Genomic DNA, 17151 nt, shown 5'->3' on the forward strand with positions numbered 1-17151 from the left:
ATTATAAATTTTTTAAAGCCTGCTTAATAATGGTTTCAACATTAGCATCTGGTTGGGCTATCATAATTTTATCGACTACACGTTCGGCTTGTTTTTTAACAAAACCAAGCACTTCTAAAGCAGATAACGCTTCATCTTTGTTGGTATTGCCTTGTGAAACAGAAACTTCATCAATATCATAAATCTTTAAGATTTTATCCTTCAACTCAATAATAACACGTTGGGCTGTTTTGGCTCCAATCCCTTTAATAGATTGAATTAATGCGACATCGCCTGTTCCAATGCCTTCTCTAACCTGTTTAGGTGTTAATGAAGACAACATGGTTCGTGCTATACTAGCTCCAATACCGCTTACCGAAATTAACATTCTAAAAATTTCCCGTTCTGCAAGACTTGAAAAGCCATATAATGTATGAGAATCTTCTTTAACCTGAAGATGTGTAAATAACTTTAGATGTTCGCCATCGGGAATTTGAGAATAGGTATGTAATGAAATATTTAGCATATAGCCAACGCCATTACAATCAATTACAACATGAGTTGGATTTTTTTCGGTAAGTTTTCCTTGAATATGGGTTATCATCTATGTCTGTTGGTTATCGACCAAATGTAATAAAATTATTTTCATTGAAAACACTATGATTCCGCCTTTTCTGCTTCCAAGCGTTCTTTATGTTGAGCATCAATAACAGCAATAGCCGTCATATTAACAATTTCATCGACGCTAGCACCTAATTGAAGGATATGCACTGGTTTACGCATGCCCATCATAATAGGCCCTATCGACTCGGCTTCATTCAATTCTTTAATTAGTTTATAGGTAATATTCGCTGAATCTAGATTAGGAAAAATTAAAGTATTTACCTTCTTTCCTACTAATTTAGAGAATGGAAATCTTTCTTTTAGCATCTCGTCGTTAAGCGCGAAATCGGTTTGTAATTCCCCATCAACAATCATATCCGGATATAAACGGTGTAAATTAGCTACAGCATCGCGTACCTTTGAAGCTTTCGGACTAGGCGAAGATCCAAAATTTGAATATGAAGTCATGGCAATAACAGGAGTCATACCAAACATTTTAACAACTTGAGACGTCATTTGAGCAATTTTAGTTAACTCCTTAGCATCTGGATCAATATTAATAGAGGTATCACCTAAAAATAACGGCCCACGTTTAGTCATCATCACATTTGTAGTAGCTACACGGTTTACCCCTTTTGCCATACCAATAACTTCTAACATAGGTTTAACAACGCTTGGATAATTACGCGAGTAACCTGAAATTAAAGCATCGGCATCACCTTCATTAACCATCATTGCTGCAAAATAATTACGCTCTCGCATTAAACGTTGCGCAGCGTATAAAGTAACGCCCTTACGTTTGCGTTGCTCCCAATACACTTTAGCATATTTATTTTTTCGGTCGTCTTCTTCGTCTGTTTTCGGATCTATGATTAGAACATCTTCTGCATCAAATTCAATTTCTGCCATTAAAGTTTTAATCGTGTCTGTTCTTCCTAATAAAATAGGAACAGCCACACCTTCTTCATGTACAATTTGCGCTGCCTTAACCACTGCTAATTGATCTGCTTCAGCAAAAACAACACGTTTCGGGTTTAGTTTCGCGCGGTTTAACAATAAACGAACCAATTTATTATCGGAACCAAGACGTTCTCTTAATTTATCTTTGTATCCTTCCCAATCTGTAATAGGTTCTTTTGCCACACCACTGTCCATAGCTGCTTGAGCTACTGCAGGCGGTACTTCAGCAATTAATCGTGGGTCGAATGGTTTTGGTATGATGTAATCTTTTCCAAAAGTTAAACGGGTTTCTCCATAAGCTACATTAACCTGTTCTGGAACTGGTTCCTTTGCCAATTGTGCTAAAGATTTTACAGCAGCCATTTTCATGGCCTCATTAATTTTTGTTGCACGAACGTCTAAAGCCCCTCTAAATATAAATGGAAAACCAAGTACATTATTCACTTGGTTAGGATGATCGCTTCTACCAGTTGCCATGATGATATCTTTACGTGTAGCGATGGCTAAATCGTATTGAATCTCAGGATCTGGGTTTGCCATAGCAAAAACGATTGGTTTTTTTGCCATTGAAAGTAACATTTCTGGCGATACAATATTGGCCATTGATAAACCAATAAACACATCGGCATCAACCATGGCTTCATCAAGGGTATCTATTTTTCTATGGGTAGCAAATTCGGCTTTTTCTGAAGATAAATCCGCTCTATCATCACGAATAACACCTTTGCTATCCAGCATCACCATATTTTCACGTTTCGCTCCAAATGCTTGATATAAACGAGAACATGAAATGGCTGCTGCGCCAGCACCACTAATTACTATTTTTACTTCTTCAATTTTTTTCTTAGCAATTTCTAAGGCATTAATTAAAGCTGCCGCTGAAATAATTGCCGTACCATGTTGATCGTCGTGCATCACGGGAATATCCAACTCTGCTTTTAAACGACGTTCTATTTCAAAAGCACCAGGTGCTTTAATATCTTCTAAATTAATACCTCCAAAAGTTGGAGCGATTTTTTTCACGGTTTGAATAAATTCTTCAACATCTTCAGTATCTACTTCAATATCAAAAACATCGATGTCGGCGAAAATCTTAAAAAGTAAACCCTTACCTTCCATCACTGGTTTTGAAGCTTCAGGACCAATGTTTCCAAGTCCTAAAACGGCTGTACCGTTTGAAATAACAGCAACTAAGTTTCCTTTAGCGGTGTATTTATAAGCGTTTTCTTTATCTTTTTCAATCTCTAAACAAGGAACAGCAACCCCAGGTGAATAGGCTAAAGATAAATCTCTTTGTGTTGCATATTTTTTGGTAGGAACAACGGCTATTTTTCCAGGAGTAGGTTTTGCGTGGTATACAAGGGCTTCTCTACGTTTACTTTCTTCGCTCATTTTGGATGCTAATTAATTTGAAAAACAAATATAGCAATCCTAAAAAAGAAACACTCATTCTTTCAAGAAATTGATGTTTCTTTTTAAGCCTGAAAATTTAGTGCGTTTTACCGCCGATTTTTTAAATACTTTTTGAAAAGTTTCTTCGGTGATTTCTTCCCAATCTTTTTTGGTCATGGAAAGTAATTCTGGGTGCGGGTTGAATAAAGGTTCGTTATGTGGTTTTGAAAAGCGATTCCACGGACACACATCTTGGCATACATCGCAGCCAAACATCCAATCGTCGAACTTGCCATGAAAGGCATTGGGGAGATTTTCTTTTAATTCAATAGTAAAATACGAAATACACTTACTGCCATCAACCACATAGGGTGCTGTTATGGCTTCGGTGGGACAAGCATCAATACAGGCTGTACAAGTCCCACAATGGTCGGTTACACGGGCATCATAATCTAATTCCAAATCGATAATCAATTCGGCTATAAAATAAAAAGAACCTACTTGTTGGGTAATTAAATTTGAATGTTTTCCAATCCAACCTAATCCCGATTTCGCAGCCCAAGCTTTATCGAGAACCGGGGCAGAATCTACAAAAGCACGGCCATCAACTTCGCCTATTTCATCCTGAATAAAATGTAAAAGCGATTTTAATTTATCTTTTATGATGAAATGATAATCGGTGCCATACGCATATTTTGAAAGCTTAAAACTATTATCGATTTGCTTCTCTTCGGGATAATAATTTAACAATAAAGACACCACACTTTTTGAACCTTCAACCAGCTTTGTAGGATCCAAACGCTTATCAAAATGATTTTCCATGTATCGCATCTCGCCATTCATGTTATTATTTAACCATTTTTCCAAACGTGGTGCTTCCTCTTCTAAGAACTCGGCTCTACTAATACCGCAAGACAAAAAACCGAGGCGCTTGGCTTCGGTTTTGATAAGTGCTGTGTATTTGGATTTATTTTCAATCATAAAAAAAAAAATGAGCCTAGTAATAAATGGTACTGCGTAAAGCTATGAAATAATAAAAATTATTGCGCATTGATAATGTTTCAATACCAGTCTCGTGTATGATTAGTGGCTTAATTTAGCACGGAAGTTAACAAATAAAAACCGAATAGAAAGTCTGGGAGGATTTCGTAGTTAGGCTTGAACTAGCTATTAATAATACATAGTTTTGTAAGTAGTTTTTTTAGCTTTAAATAATATTCAAAATCATTTAACTCTGATTTTATGGTATTGTTTTTTCAGAATTGATATTGGGACTAATAATTTATTTTTTAGTTAAAAGCAGTCTTTTACATAACTTATTAAATTTCATATTTTGTAATACAAATGCTACAGACAAACCTATTTGAGCTAAACCAAATAAAAGTGCTATAGTACCTGAAATGATTCCCAAAGTAATTAATATTAATCCTAAAATAAAAAAGACAAAAATCTTTACGTTAAATATTTTTTTATCAGCATTTTCTTGGTAAAAAATCATAACCATTGTTTCAGAAACTCTAAACTTTTTTATTATTTCCTCAGTAAATTTATCTTCTTTAATCCCTATAGCTTCAAGAGATTTAGTGTATTTAATTATTTCTTTCCTGTTGAATTCCATTTTTTAATAACTATTTTTAATTAATTCAATTTCACATGATTTTAATACAATTACTTACAATCTCTCGTGTATGATTTATGGCATGCTTCAGCACCAAATTTAATAAATAAAAACTGAACGTAAAATCTTCTAGGGTTTCGTAAGGAAATTAGAACTAGTCATAAATTACAGTCGTTTTTGCGTTGTAGTTTTTGTTATCCATTCTAATTTTCATTTTGAAATTTTTCTCTATCTGTTGTTTGAATCCCGAAAATTGTAATTCCACTTTCAAAGATTTGAACTTCAAAATCACGTTTTATTTTATATTGGTCGTCTAAATCGTTTGACAAGTATATAAATCCTAAAAATAAAATTCCAAATCCTATCCAAAATATTTTAGAAATCAGTTTAGGAATGTTGATATTTATAAATCGGCTTACAGTCAAAGTTATTATTAGGCAAAAGAGAAAATAATTTAAAAAATTAACCGTCATTTCGACCAGGAAATATTGTGTTGAAAGAGAACTATGAAATCCTCTACATTTATAGATTAGCGGAAATCCGTAAAAGAATTCATCTGGTCCATCAATTACAATTCCATAACTCCATTTCGTAATAATGATGAAACTAAAGTGAGAGGTAAAGTCACTCGATATATGAGTTTTTCATCTATCAGATTTGAGAGAGGAAATGCATGACAACATGTTTTATAAACCAAGTATTTTAGCATCCACGAAAAACTCCGATCTTACATTAATATGATGGTCGGCCGTAATAAGTTCATCGGTAACCGTTGCTAAACGTAACGTAAAATTATCTTTTTTAAGATAGTTTTTTAAATCGTCACTAGAGGTATCTAATTCTAAAACACGACTTCCGTTAGCTTCAATATTTTCTTTCCATGATATTTTAACTTCAGGCTCATCTTCAGCAGATATGTAAACATCGATAGTATTTAAGAAATCGAAATTACCATGATCTGGGCCATCAATCTCTAATGTCATTTTTTTAAGCTCTATATATTCAATTAAGTTTTTACCTGTATTATTATTTTCAAAAGTAGATTCAGAATTTGAACTTATTTCAGGCGTAAAGGCATTAAATGGCAAATCTACAACAGCGTTAGATTTAATAACTACTTGCTCGTTATAAACCATATTAAACTGTGTTAATTCGTCGATTTTATCACATCCAAAAACGATGGTTAACAAAATAAATACTGTGGTTAATTTTAAATGTTTCATAAATAATTTGGGGTATAATAAACTGAATATAATTTAATCTAAAACAAGCCTCCTTGGGTAGGTCCTTTTACCTTTCCTAAATGTTTATAGGCTTGTTCGGTAACTTCACGACCACGTGGGGTTCGCATAATAAAACCCTGTTGAATTAAAAACGGCTCGTAAACTTCTTCAATGGTTTCGGGGCTTTCACTAACAGCCGTAGCAATAGTGGTAATGCCAACGGGGCCTCCCTTAAATTTATCGATGATGGTGGTTAAAATTTTATTATCCATTTCATCCAAACCATGCGCATCTACATTTAAGGCTTCTAAGGCGTATTTGGCAATTTTAATATCGATAGTACCATTCCCTTTAATTTGAGCAAAATCACGCACGCGACGTAGTAATGCGTTCGCAATTCTAGGCGTTCCACGACTTCGGCCGGCAATCTCAATAGCAGCTTCCATGGAAATTGGGACGCCTAAAATACCAGCACTTCTTTCGATTATGGTGGTTAATAAATCAGTTTTATAATATTGTAAACGACTTTGAATACCAAAACGTGCACGCATTGGCGAAGTTAATAAACCCGACCGTGTAGTAGCGCCTACTAAGGTAAACGGATTTAAATTCAATTGAACGGTTCTTGCATTAGGGCCAGACTCTATCATGATATCGATTTTAAAGTCTTCCATGGCTGAATACAAATATTCTTCTACAATAGGACTTAACCGATGGATTTCATCAATAAACAACACGTCGCGCTCTTCTAAATTAGTAAGCAAGCCAGCTAAATCTCCTGGTTTATCTAGAACAGGGCCAGAAGTTACTTTAATACCAACATTCAATTCATTAGCTAAAATGTTAGCTAAAGTTGTTTTTCCTAAGCCAGGAGGGCCATGAAACAAAGTGTGATCTAAGGCTTCATTACGCATATTTGCAGCTTGAACAAATATTTGAAGATTTTCTAAAACCTGATCTTGCCCCGTAAAATCATCAAAAGCTAAGGGTCTTAACTTTTTTTCTACATCAAACTCTTCCGAAGAAAAATGTTCATTGGTGGGATCTAGGTTTTCGTTCATTTGTAAAATCTTGAAAATACTTCAAGGTAACCTTTAATTAATAATTTCTCCAGAACCTATTTGAACAGTTCTGGCATCAGGCAAATATAAAGAAAAAGAGTTTTGTATGGGATACTACAAAAAAAGCCTTTTACATACATCAAAGTTTTTCTGTTGTAAATAGCTATAAACAACAAAAGCACAACTAGTAGTTGCGCTTTTGTTTATATGGTTTCTAATTTAATTAGTGTTGAAGTTCTTCTTCACCGTCCTTTAAAGGTATATTCTGAGGAACGAAATCAACGTCATGTCCTGGTTTGCTATAGTCGTAAGCCCAACGGTATACGTGAGGAATAGCGCCTGGCCAGTTTCCGTGAATATGTTCAACTGGAGTTGTCCATTCTAAAGTCGTTGCTTTCCAAGGATTTTGTGTTGCTTTCTTTCCGTAGAAAATACTAATAAAGAAGTTGTATAAATATACTATTTGAGCCACACCACCAATTAAAGCAAATATGGTAATAATTACGTTTACATTTGCTAAATCATCAAATAATGGGAAGTTACTGTTTGTATAGTATCTACGTGGTAATCCAGCCATTCCAATAAAGTGCATTGGGAAGAAAACACCATAAGCACAAACTGCAGTAATCCAGAAGTGAATGTAACCTAAGTTTTTATTCAACATACGACCAAACATTTTTGGATACCAGTGGTAAATCCCAGCAAACATACCGTATAATGCTGAAATACCCATTACTAAGTGGAAGTGAGCTACAACGAAATATGTATCATGAACGTTAATATCTAAAGCACTATCTCCAAGAATAATTCCTGTTAAACCACCTGTGATGAAAGTTGAAACAAAACCGATTGAAAATAACATCGCAGGATTCATTTGTAAATTACCTTTCCATAAAGTTGTAATCCAGTTGAAGGCTTTTACTGCTGAAGGAATTGCAATCAATAAGGTAGTAAATGTAAATACAGATCCTAAAAATGGATTCATTCCAGAGATAAACATATGGTGACCCCATACAATTGTAGATAAGAATGCAATGGCTAAGATTGAAGCAATCATCGCACGGTAACCAAAAATTGGTTTACGTGAATTAGATGCCATAATTTCTGAAACCAGACCCATTGCTGGTAAGATTACAATATATACTTCAGGATGCCCTAAGAACCAAAATAAGTGCTCGAATAAAACAGGAGATCCACCTTGGTAATGTAAAACTTCACCTTGAATAAATATATCTGATAAGAAGAATGATGTTCCAAAACTTCTATCCATAATTAGTAACAATGCTGCCGATAATAAAACAGGGAATGAAATAACACCAATAATAGCTGTTACAAAAAACGCCCAAATTGTTAAAGGTAATCTTGTCATAGACATCCCTTTAGTACGTAAGTTTAAAACGGTAACTACATAATTAAGCGATCCTAATAAAGATGAGGCAATGAAAATAGCCATAGAAACTAACCATAAAGTCATTCCCATTCCTGAACCGCCTTGTGCCATGGGTAAGGCACTTAAAGGAGGGTAGATAGTCCATCCTGCTGCAGCTGGTCCAGCTTCAACAAATAATGAAATAACCATGATGATACTTGATAGAAAGAATAACCAATATGAAACCATGTTTAAGAAACCTGATGCCATATCTCGTGCACCAATTTGCAATGGAATTAATAAGTTACTAAACGTACCACTAAGCCCTGCAGTTAATACAAAGAATACCATAATGGTACCGTGTATGGTTACTAATGCTAAATAAATATCGGCATCCATAACACCATCTGGAGCCCATTTCCCTAATAATGCTTCAAATAACACATTAGGCTCTTCTGGCCATGCAATTTGCATACGAAACATCATAGACATTAAAACCCCAATAACCCCCATAATAGTACCTGTAATAAGGTACTGCTTAGCAATCATTTTATGGTCTTGACTAAATATATATTTAGTTATAAACGTTTCTTTATGATGATGTCCGTGGTCGTCTTCGTGAGCGTGAGTATCTGCGTGTGCTGACATAATCTTATATTCGGTTAGGTTTCTTGTTTAATTAGTTAATTAGAGAATTCTTAAATTCCTTTTGAGTTGCAATCCAAGCATCGTATTCTTCTTGAGTTTCAACTACAATTTTCATTTGCATGTTGTAGTGAGATTTACCACAAATTTTATTACATAATAAAAGGTAATCGAACTCATAACGTTCTAAGGCATCTTCACCTTTAGCAACTAATTCTTTACTGTTTTCAACTCTAATTTCATTAATTCTTGTAACTTTTTCTTGCATTGCTTGAGTTTGACGCATATCTGCAGTAGTTACTGTAGGCGTAAAACCAAATTGAGTAATCATACCAGGAACACAGTTCATTTGCGCTCTAAAGTGAGGCATATAAGCCGAGTGTAATACGTCTTGAGAACGCATTTTAAATAATACTGGTTTTCCTACTGGTAAGTGTAATTCTGTAGTGATGATATCATCTTGTGCATTAGGATCAGCTTCATCTAAACCTAAAATGTTAGCACGATCGATATCGATTAAACGTACGTTAGCTTTTCCTAAAGTATTATCTGCTCCAGCATATCTAGCTTTCCAGTTAAATTGTTGTGCGTATAATTCAACAACTAAAGGATCGTCACTTTCATCAACACCCATAATATTGATCCAAGTATTTAATCCGTAGATAATTAAACCTGCTAATACTATTACTGGAATGATTGTCCAAATGGCTTCTAACTTGTTGTTATCAGCAAAAAACAAAGCTTTCTTACCTTTTTCACCTTTGTATTTAAAAGCAAAATAGTGTAATAAGAATTGTGTTAGTGTTTGTACAAAAAAGATGATAACGAATGAGATAATCATCAAATTATCAATAGTAGCGCCATGTTCTGAAGCTGCGTTTGATAACAATGGTAAATCACCCCATTTAACAACACAAACAATAGTTATTGCATAAATGAAGACTAAAAAGCCCATCATTAAATAACCATTTAAGGCATTGTCTTTATCGGTAGCTACTTGAGAGTTTTCCATTTTAGCTTGTGCTAAATCGAAAATCTTCACCATTTGCCAGATGGCGATTAAAATAAATACTAAAACTATAATCGTTAATAAAGTAGTCATGGTGGTTCTTCTTTCTTCTTTATTTAAATCTTATTAATAATGGAAATCTTCACTCTCTTTCATAAGTGGATATCCTTTTGCTAGCAATGGTGCTTTTGTTAAAGCTGTAAATACTACAAATATGAATAATCCTGCAAATAATAAAATTGAGCTTATTTCTGGAATTCCTATAAACCATCTATCACCAACGGTTGCAGGCATAATCATATTGAATATATCAAGATAATGACCAGCAAGAATTACAATACCTGCCATAACTACAAACCAAGGAATACGTTTGTAATTTGCATTCATTAAAATTAATAATGGGAACACAAAGTTCATAACAACCATACCAAAGAAAGGTAAGTTATAATCGTTAATTCTAGTGATGAAGTAAGTTACCTCTTCTGGAATATTAGAATACCAAATTAACATGAACTGAGAGAACCATAAGTAAGTCCAGAAAATACTAATACCAAACATAAATTTAGCAACATCATGGATGTGATTTTCATTTACAAAAGGTAAATACCCTCTAGATTTTAAATAGATTGCCATTAATGCAATTACAGTAATACCACTTACAAACATACTTGCAAAAACATACCATCCAAATAAGGTAGAAAACCAGTGTGGATCTACACTCATTACCCAATCCCAAGACATAATAGATTCTGAATAAATAAAGAAAACTAAAAATGCTGCTGCGATACGGAATGATTTTTTGAAGTTGCTGATATCATCAGCAGAATCTTGAGCAATTGAAAATTTACGTGCAAAATGACGGTAAGCCGCCCAACCTGCGATAAAAACAAGTCCTCTTACAGCAAACCAACCTATGTTTAACCAACCTGCTTTACCTTGGATAAGTTTATCATGGGCAACAACATCTGGATCCATCCATACAAATAAATTGTAATGACCAATTGTTCCTGAAGCTACAGCAATTGCTAAAACGATTAGGGCACCAGGTAATAAATACGCTGAAATCCCTTCCATAACTCTAAAAAGTACTGGCGACCATCCTGCTTGAGAAGCAATTTGAATCGCGTAAAAAGCTAAAACACCAAGCGCAATCATCATAAAGAAAAATGCGGCAACATATAATGCTGACCATGGTCTGTTAGCAATTTGATGCTGTACATGAGTAACGTGTTTCGAATGTGCATCAACTTCGGTATGTGCTTCTTCAGCGTGATGACCTTCAGCTACGGCATGTGTATCATGACTTGGAGCGGCGTGATGTGCTGCGGCTTCACCATGACCACCACCGTGATGTGATTCTTCTGCAAGTAAGTGTTCAACCTCCTCAAAAGATTTATGAGATGTCATAAAACCATATCCTACACCTAATGCTCCTAAAATCATTAGAATAAAGGAAAATGTCTTTAATTTATTTGAAAATGTATACATATCTATAATAATCTTATCAATCTTACTTTTCTAAATCTGCCTTTAATTTTAACACATACGAAACTACTTGCCAACGCTCTTCTTCGTTAATCTGGTTAGCATAAGAACCCATTGCGTTTTTTCCGTAATAAATCGTGTGATAAATACTTCCTTCGGTAATCGCTCTTCCAGCATCATCATAACTAGGAATACCAAGAATTTTTTCACGTTTTACTAAGTTACCTTTTCCGTCTCCTTTACCGCCATGGCAAATTCCACAGTAGATATCATATAATTCCTTACCTCTATTTAAATCAACTTGAGTAGAATCTAATGGACTCATTAAAGTTGCTTTTGCTAATTCATAACCTTCAGTAGAATTCTCTATATCAAAAGGAATAAATCCTCGCGCTACAGAGCCTTGAGCTGGTAATTGTGCCTCCACTCCGTTAGGAAATGCAGCTTCACCGTAAGTTTCATATCCAGCAGATTCATACATATTTGGCATGAATTGGTAATTTGGGGCTGTTCTTTTATTACAAGATACAGCGACAAAAACAACTGCTATTACTAATATTTTAATTAAGCTTTTCATATTTTTTATTAATGGGCTTTATCAACTAAATTAATTTCTACTGCTCCAGTACCTTGAAGTAAATTTTCTAATTCACTAGCATTTCCATTTACAGCGATTTCCATTAAAAAATGATCATCGGTTGTTCTTGGATCTGGGTTTTCAGCCTTTTTAAATGGCCACATTTTACTACGTAAGTAAAACGTAATTACCATTAAGTGGGCTGAGAAAAATACCGTAAGTTCGAACATAATAGGTACGAAAGCAGGCATATTTTCTAAGTAACTGAAACTTGGTTTTCCACCAATGTTTTGTGGCCAATCTTCAATCATAATGAAATTCATCATTAAAGTGGCAACTGTTAATCCAATTAATCCATAAATAAATGCAGCAATGGCAATACGTGTTGGCGCAAGTTCCATGGCGCGATCTAGTCCGTGAACTGGAAATGGTGTATATATTTCTTCTATATGATATCTTTCAGCTTTTACTTTCTTAACAGCCGACATTAAAACATCATCATCCGTATAAATAGCGTGAATTACTTTTGAAGCTTCCATATGCTACTTTTAGTTTTTTGGTTCTTTATTAGTATCTCCTGAAGTTCTAGGATCTGCACCAGTTCCTACTAAACTTTCTCCTCTTTCTCTTATGTTTTTATAACGCTCTCCTGAAGATTTTAAAATGGTTTTAACCTCCGCTTGTGCGATTACAGGGAATGTTCTAGAATACAATAAGAATAATACAAAGAAGAATCCTATAGTTCCAATGAAAATTCCAATATCAACAAATGTTGGTGAGAACATGGTCCATGATGATGGTAAGTAATCACGGTGTAACGACGTTACAATAATTACAAAACGTTCAAACCACATCCCTACGTTTACTACAATTGAGATAAAGAATGAGAACATAATACTTGTTCTTAGTTTCTTAAACCACATAAACTGTGGAGAGAAAACGTTACAAGACATCATCATCCAGTACGCCCACCAGTAAGGTCCTGTTGCTCTGTTTAAGAATGCATATTGCTCATATTCTACTCCAGAATACCAAGCGATAAACAACTCAGTAATATAAGCCACACCTACGATAGAACCTGTAATCATGATTACAATGTTCATTAATTCGATATGTTGTACCGTAATATAATCTTCAAGGTTACATACTTTTCTCATAATGATAAGCAGGGTGTTTACCATAGCAAATCCAGAGAATACCGCTCCTGCAACAAAGTAAGGTGGGAAAATTGTGGTATGCCAACCTGGAATTACAGAAGTTGCGAAGTCAAACGATACAATAGTATGTACAGAAAGTACTAAAGGGGTTGCTAAACCAGCAAGTACTAAAGATACTTCTTCAAAACGTTGCCAATCTTTAGCACGACCAGACCAACCGAAGCTTAATAAAGCGTATATTTTCTTTTGGAAAGGTTTAATAGCACGGTCTCTTAACATGGCAAAATCAGGTAATAAACCAGTCCACCAGAAAACTAAAGACACTGATAAATACGTTGAAATTGCGAATACATCCCAAAGTAATGGGGAGTTAAAGTTGACCCATAAAGATCCAAATTGATTTGGAATAGGTAGTACCCAATATCCTAACCATGGACGACCCATGTGAATAACTGGAAATAAACCTGCTTGAACAACCGAGAAAATAGTCATTGCTTCCGCAGAACGGTTAATTGCCATTCTCCATTTTTGACGGAATAATAAAAGTACTGCAGAAATTAAGGTTCCTGCGTGACCAATACCTACCCACCAAACAAAGTTGGTAATATCCCAGGCCCAACCTACTGTCTTGTTCAGACCCCAGACACCAATTCCGGTAGATATGGTATAAATAATACATCCAATTCCCCAAAGGAAAGCGACTAGTGAGATACCAAAAACTATCCACCATTGTTTATTTGCTTTTCCTTCTACAGGTTTAGCCACATCCACAGTAACGTCGTGGTAGGACTTCTCTCCTGTAACTAGAGGTCTTCTAATAGGTGCTTCGTAATGAGACGCCATTTTTTATTGTTTATTTGTTTATTGGTTTAAAAGTTTACTTGTTTTATGTGTTGAAATACTAACGCATTTCAGTCCTAAAACAATGCCACTTTATACTTTCTCTATGCTTCAGTTGTATTTCTCACTTTTGTATGATATTGCACATTAGGTTTTGTTCCTACATGCTCTAACAAGTGATACATACGATTATCTTCCTTAAGTTTTGCAACTTTACTGTCTTTATCATTGATATCTCCAAATACCATCGCACCAGAGCTACAAGCTGCAGAACACGCTGTTTGGAATTCACCATCTTTGATTACTCGTCCGTCACGTTTAGCGTCAAGAACTGTTTTTTGTGTCATTTGAATACACATAGAACATTTTTCCATAACACCACGAGAACGCACAACCACATCTGGATTTAATACCATACGTCCTAAATCATCATTCATATGATAATCGAACTCATCATTTCCATTGTATAAGAACCAGTTGAAACGACGTACTTTATACGGACAGTTGTTTGCACAATATCTTGTACCTACACAACGGTTATATGCCATATGGTTCTGACCTTGACGACCGTGAGAAGTTGCTGCCACAGGACATACAGTTTCACAAGGTGCGTGGTTACAGTGTTGACACATTACTGGTTGGAAAGCCACTTCTGGGTTTTCTGAAGCATGCTCCATTTCACCAAATTCACTTAATGAACTTCCTAAACCAGAAATATTATCTTTCTTTTCATTATCACCTGCAAAAGATTCTTCAGATGAATAGTATCTATCAATACGTAACCAGTGCATATCACGGCTACGACGTACTTCAGATTTACCTACAACAGGCACGTTGTTTTCAGCATGACAAGCAATCACACAAGCTCCACAACCTGTACAAGCATTTAAATCGATAGATAAGTTGAAGTGGTGTCCGATAGAACGATCAAATTCATCCCATAAATCAACTTCTGGAGATGTTACTGGAGTTTCTTCATGATTTAAAGATACTACAGGAACAGCATTCCAATGTTTCTTGTCTTTGGTGTTGAAAATCTCTAAAGTTGTTTCTTTAATGATATCACCACGTCCCATTAATGTATTATGAAGCTGAACAGAAGCAAATTCATGCTCACCTGAAGCAGGCTCAATCGTTACATTTTGAACGTTATTGAAGTTGTGGTATAATGCATAAGCATTAACCCCTGTTTGCATTTCTTCTTTTAAACCAGCAGTTCTACCATAACCAAATGATAAACCTACAGAGCCGTTAGCCTGTCCTGGCTGAATAATTACTGGAGCAGTTATAGTAACACCGTTTACAGTAACATTTGCATAACTACCATTTAACGCACCGTTTGCAACGTGTCTGTTAATTAAACCAATCTCAGCAGCATCTGCTTTTGAAACCGTTAAATAGTTATCCCAAGATGTTCTTGTAATTGGATCTGGAAACTCTTGTAACCATGGGTTGTTGGCTTGTTGTCCATCACCCATTCCAGTTTTAGTATATAAACTTAACTCTAATCCTTGTGCTTTCGCAGAAGCTACTAAGGCTTGAGCAGCATTTGAAGCAGGAGCTTCAGTAGCTTCTTCAGCATCACTAGATTCTACTACTTCTTCAGCTATAACATTTACAAAGAAACCATCATGTAAGGCTTTGTTATATGAACCGCCTGCAAGAATGTTAGTATTCCATGTCGATTTAATATAGTCGCTATACGTTGTATCGTTATTAGTCCACTTTAATAAAGCATCTTGAAACTGTCTTGTATCAAATAACGGACGAATAGTTGGTTGCGTTAAACTGTAGTGACCCGTTTTAATTTCAACATCACCCCAAGACTCTAAATAGTGAGGCGCCGCTGCTAAATATTGGGTTTGTGAAGACGTTTCATCTTCTTTCATAGAAAACGCAATAGACAATTGAGTTTTCTTTAAGCCTTCAGCAAAATCTGCTGCATTTGGCAAAGTATATAAAGGGTTAACACCACTCATAATGATAGCTCCAACCTTACCTGCTTTCATATCAGCAACTAATTGTGCAACATCTTTATCGTTACCCTCTTTTGTTTTTATAACCACTTTACTGTTAAACGCTTTACTTGCTAAATATTCATTTAACTCTAAAGCAACAGTTTGTGCATTTACATCTTGAATTCCTGTTACAACAACACCGTTGCTACCAGCCTTTTTAAGTTGAACAGCAGCGCTTTTTACTGCAGCTTCAACATGCTCAGGTAAACCTTTAACAGAAACATTATTTCCTGTAACCAAACTGTATAATTTAGCTAAAGCTAATTTTTGTTGGTTTGGAGTTACAGGCACACGTTTATCGGCGTTAGCACCAGTAAGAGACATGTTTGACTCAAACTGAATGTGACGTGACATTTTTCCATGATCTGGAATTCTATTTTTAGAATACCCAGCATCGAAACCACCACCTTGCCAATCTCCTAAGAAATCTGCACCAACAGAAACGATAGTCATCGCTTTAGAAAAATCGTAATCAGCTAAACCTCTTGTGTTGTATTTATTTTGAAAAGCTTCAACAGCAGCAAATTCAGAAATGGCATCATAAACGACATGATTTACATTTCCGTATGCTTCTTTGAATTCTGCAATTAAGTTTTTTGTTGAAGGGCTGGCATAACTTTGTGTTAGCAACACAATAGATTTTCCAGAACCTTTTACGTTATTTAATGCTTTTGTTGTTTCAGCATCAAAATTACTCCAAGAAATCGCAGCGCCTTCTTTTTTAGGACCTTGAACTCTTAAGCTGTCATACAAACCTAAAACTGATGCATTTACTCTAGCATTAGCACTACCATTGGTAGCAGCTAAAGTATTGTTTTCAATTTTTATTGGACGACCTTCACGCGTTTTAACCAAAACACTAGCAAAATCAAAACCATCTGCAATTGTAGTTGCATAGTAGTTCGCTACACCAGGAATAATTTCTGTTGGTTGAACTACGTAAGGAATCGATTTTTTAACAGGACCTTCACAAGCAGCTAAAGAAGCTGCTGCAGTACTAAAACCAACATATTTTAAGAAATCACGACGTGTAGTAGAAGTTGCTTCTAACGTGTCTTTGTCTCCTAAAAATTCATCAGTAGGAATTTCTGTTACAAACTCGTTTTGTTTTAGCGTCTCAACAATAGAGCTATTTTCGTTTAGCTCTTCAACACTTTTCCAGTATTTCTTGTTTGATGACATATTATATAATTGAATTACTTCTTAATTAATTTT

The 17151-nt window shown here is 35.1% G+C and carries 13 protein-coding genes and 1 pseudogene; all 14 read right to left on the reverse strand.

Translation table 11 applies throughout. The annotated features are described in order from the left end of the window. Window position 1: 1 nt before the first annotated feature. Window positions 2-583: a Holliday junction branch migration protein RuvA gene (gene ruvA / locus H6X70_RS06930; RefSeq protein ID WP_194766945.1), complete on the reverse strand. Its 582-nt coding sequence runs from the start codon at window positions 581-583 to the stop codon at window positions 2-4. Window positions 584-636: 53 nt separating this feature from the next. Beyond that, window positions 637-2934, reverse strand: a complete 2298-nt coding sequence (locus H6X70_RS06935; protein WP_194766946.1) for an NADP-dependent malic enzyme — start codon at window positions 2932-2934, stop codon at window positions 637-639. A gap of 54 nt (window positions 2935-2988) precedes the next feature. Further along, window positions 2989-3915, reverse strand: coding sequence for a tRNA epoxyqueuosine(34) reductase QueG (queG, locus tag H6X70_RS06940; RefSeq protein ID WP_194766947.1), 927 nt, complete (start codon window positions 3913-3915; stop codon window positions 2989-2991). A gap of 301 nt (window positions 3916-4216) precedes the next feature. Next, window positions 4217-4552: a hypothetical protein gene (locus tag H6X70_RS06945; protein WP_194766948.1), complete on the reverse strand. Its 336-nt coding sequence runs from the start codon at window positions 4550-4552 to the stop codon at window positions 4217-4219. Window positions 4553-4755: 203 nt separating this feature from the next. After that, window positions 4756-4977, reverse strand: coding sequence for a hypothetical protein (locus tag H6X70_RS16870; protein ID WP_228530292.1), 222 nt, complete (start codon window positions 4975-4977; stop codon window positions 4756-4758). Window positions 4978-5238: 261 nt separating this feature from the next. Continuing rightward, window positions 5239-5775, reverse strand: a complete 537-nt coding sequence (locus H6X70_RS06950; protein ID WP_194766949.1) for a hypothetical protein — start codon at window positions 5773-5775, stop codon at window positions 5239-5241. A 38-nt stretch (window positions 5776-5813) separates the two neighbouring features. Further along, the gene (gene ruvB, locus H6X70_RS06955) at window positions 5814-6836 is read right to left on the reverse strand and encodes a Holliday junction branch migration DNA helicase RuvB (RefSeq protein WP_194766950.1); all 1023 of its coding nucleotides are present in this window, start codon (window positions 6834-6836) and stop codon (window positions 5814-5816) included. Window positions 6837-7059: 223 nt separating this feature from the next. Further along, on the reverse strand, window positions 7060-8853 hold the full coding sequence (locus tag H6X70_RS06960) for a cbb3-type cytochrome c oxidase subunit I (RefSeq protein ID WP_194766951.1): 1794 nt from the start codon (window positions 8851-8853) through the stop codon (window positions 7060-7062). A gap of 31 nt (window positions 8854-8884) precedes the next feature. After that, a complete protein-coding gene (locus tag H6X70_RS06965; RefSeq protein WP_194766952.1) occupies window positions 8885-9952 on the reverse strand; it encodes a cytochrome c oxidase subunit II in 1068 nt (355 codons plus the stop codon). Window positions 9953-9985: 33 nt separating this feature from the next. After that, the gene (locus tag H6X70_RS06970) at window positions 9986-11347 is read right to left on the reverse strand and encodes a quinol:cytochrome C oxidoreductase (protein WP_194766953.1); all 1362 of its coding nucleotides are present in this window, start codon (window positions 11345-11347) and stop codon (window positions 9986-9988) included. A gap of 22 nt (window positions 11348-11369) precedes the next feature. Further along, a complete protein-coding gene (locus H6X70_RS06975) occupies window positions 11370-11921 on the reverse strand; it encodes a c-type cytochrome (RefSeq protein WP_194766954.1) in 552 nt (183 codons plus the stop codon). 8 nt (window positions 11922-11929) lie between these two features. After that, window positions 11930-12460 (reverse strand): DUF3341 domain-containing protein, encoded by a 531-nt coding sequence (locus tag H6X70_RS06980; protein ID WP_194766955.1) that lies wholly within the window; start codon window positions 12458-12460, stop codon window positions 11930-11932. A gap of 39 nt (window positions 12461-12499) precedes the next feature. After that, window positions 12500-13921 (reverse strand): annotated as a pseudogene (nrfD, locus tag H6X70_RS06985) (NrfD/PsrC family molybdoenzyme membrane anchor subunit); the annotation flags it as partial. A gap of 101 nt (window positions 13922-14022) precedes the next feature. After that, window positions 14023-17118, reverse strand: a complete 3096-nt coding sequence (locus H6X70_RS06990; RefSeq protein ID WP_194766957.1) for a TAT-variant-translocated molybdopterin oxidoreductase — start codon at window positions 17116-17118, stop codon at window positions 14023-14025. Window positions 17119-17151 lie beyond the last annotated feature (33 nt).

The sequence above is a fragment of the Tamlana sp. I1 genome (assembly GCF_015355625.1).
In the GTDB taxonomy this organism is placed as follows: Bacteria; Bacteroidota; Bacteroidia; order Flavobacteriales; family Flavobacteriaceae; genus Pseudotamlana.

Excerpts from the sequence above, each read along its gene's own strand:
- H6X70_RS06970 (WP_194766953.1), bottom strand. The coding sequence starts at position 11,347 with ATGTATACATTTTCAAATAAATTAAAGACATTTTCCTTTATTCTAATG.
- H6X70_RS06990 (WP_194766957.1), bottom strand. The coding sequence starts at position 17,118 with ATGTCATCAAACAAGAAATACTGGAAAAGTGTTGAAGAGCTAAACGAA.
- queG (WP_194766947.1), bottom strand. The coding sequence starts at position 3,915 with ATGATTGAAAATAAATCCAAATACACAGCACTTATCAAAACCGAAGCC.
- H6X70_RS06960 (WP_194766951.1), bottom strand. The coding sequence starts at position 8,853 with ATGTCAGCACACGCAGATACTCACGCTCACGAAGACGACCACGGACAT.
- ruvA (WP_194766945.1), bottom strand. The coding sequence starts at position 583 with ATGATAACCCATATTCAAGGAAAACTTACCGAAAAAAATCCAACTCAT.
- H6X70_RS06975 (WP_194766954.1), bottom strand. The coding sequence starts at position 11,921 with ATGAAAAGCTTAATTAAAATATTAGTAATAGCAGTTGTTTTTGTCGCT.
- H6X70_RS06945 (WP_194766948.1), bottom strand. The coding sequence starts at position 4,552 with ATGGAATTCAACAGGAAAGAAATAATTAAATACACTAAATCTCTTGAA.
- ruvB (WP_194766950.1), bottom strand. The coding sequence starts at position 6,836 with ATGAACGAAAACCTAGATCCCACCAATGAACATTTTTCTTCGGAAGAG.
- H6X70_RS06965 (WP_194766952.1), bottom strand. The coding sequence starts at position 9,952 with ATGACTACTTTATTAACGATTATAGTTTTAGTATTTATTTTAATCGCC.
- H6X70_RS06935 (WP_194766946.1), bottom strand. The coding sequence starts at position 2,934 with ATGAGCGAAGAAAGTAAACGTAGAGAAGCCCTTGTATACCACGCAAAA.
- H6X70_RS06980 (WP_194766955.1), bottom strand. The coding sequence starts at position 12,460 with ATGGAAGCTTCAAAAGTAATTCACGCTATTTATACGGATGATGATGTT.
- H6X70_RS06950 (WP_194766949.1), bottom strand. The coding sequence starts at position 5,775 with ATGAAACATTTAAAATTAACCACAGTATTTATTTTGTTAACCATCGTT.